The 1,458-nt window shown below is 68.9% G+C and carries 1 protein-coding gene; it reads left to right on the forward strand.

Annotated features, from left to right (window positions below; all coding sequences use genetic code 11):
• Positions 1-224 precede the first annotated feature (224 nt).
• Complete coding sequence (locus AB0I91_RS44615; protein ID WP_498786926.1) at positions 225-1,439, forward strand: IS110 family RNA-guided transposase; 1,215 nt, start codon at positions 225-227, stop codon at positions 1,437-1,439.
• Positions 1,440-1,458: the final 19 nt, after the last annotated feature.

Genomic DNA, 1,458 nt, shown 5'->3' on the forward strand with positions numbered 1-1,458 from the left:
CCTCCATAAGCTCTTGATCGTCCGGGACACGATGTTCCGGACGCCCGGGTTGGTGGGGTGTGGCAATCAGTCCTCTGCCGTTGGATGGCTCTCGACGAGTGGCCGCCCCGCCGATCTGGACGCCTCGGCCTCTGATTGAGACTTGTGCGCGCGGTCGCTGTTTATGGAGGTGCCGGCGGGGTCGTCCACGGGCCTGAACCGCGGAAACGGAAGGAACGAGCCGCGTGGCGGTTCGCGAACGGATCTGGGTGGGCATCGACGTGGGCAAGACCACCCACCACGCCTGCGCCGTGGACGAGACCGGGAAGGTCGTGTTCTCCCAACGGGTCGACAACGGCCAGACCGCGATCGAGCAGCTCATCGCACGTGCCGGCAAAGCCGCTGTCGAGGTGCGGTGGGCTCTGGACCTGACCTCGGGCGCGGCAGGGCTGCTGGTCGTGCTGCTGCTGTCCACCGGACAGCCGGTGACCTACGTGTCCGGACAGACGGTCAACCGCATGGCCGGCGCCTTCGGCGGCGAGGGCAAAACCGACGCCAAGGACGCCAGGGTCATCGCCCAGACCTGCAGAATGCGCGGCGACCTGCCCCGATTGTCCGTCCCGGACCAGGTCGTGACCGACTTGGCGGTGCTCACCGCGCGACGCGCCGACCTGGTCAACGACTGGGTACGTGACGTCAACCGACTGCGCGAACTACTGTCCTCGATCTTCCCCGCCCTGGAGAAGGCGCTGGACTGCACCACCCGCGCCGCACTGTCCCTGCTGACCGGGTTTCAGACACCGGCGGCGATCCGCACGGCGGGCGAACCCGGCCTGACCCGCCACCTGCACGACCTCGGCGTTCGCCCCGGCACCGCGCACTCGGTGATCGTCAAGGCCCTGGCCGCCGCGGCGGAACAGACCGTCACCCTGCCCGCCGAGGCCGTCACCGCGCCGTTGATCGCGCGCCTGGCCCGACGGCTGCTCGACCTGGACCGCGAGGCCAAGGACCTCACCAAACTGATCGGCGACACCTTCCGCGCCCACCCCCACGCCTCGATCATCGAAAGCCTGCCCGGCCTGGGTCCGGTGCTGGGTGCGGAGTTCCTGGTCGGCACCGGCGGCGACCTGACCGCCTTCCGCGGCCCCGACAAACTCGCCGCCTTCGCCGGCCTGGCCCCGATGCCCCGCGACTCCGGCCGGATCAACGGCAACCTGCGCAAACCCCGCCGCTACCACCGGGGCCTGCGCCGGGTGTTCTACATGGCCGCCCTGTGCTCCACCCTGCGCGAAGGACCTTCACGGACCTTCTACCAGCGCAAACGAGCTGAAGGTAAACACCACATCCAAGCCCTGATCGCCCTGGCCCGCCGCCTGGTCGACGTGCTGTGGGCACTGTTGCGCGACAACCGGCCGTTCACAACGACAAGTTCCGCCACACCAGCGCCCACAGCCACTTGACACGGGTCATTAAGACTCG

The organism is Actinosynnema sp. NPDC049800 (assembly GCF_040656635.1).
Taxonomy (GTDB): domain Bacteria; phylum Actinomycetota; class Actinomycetes; order Mycobacteriales; family Pseudonocardiaceae; genus Actinosynnema.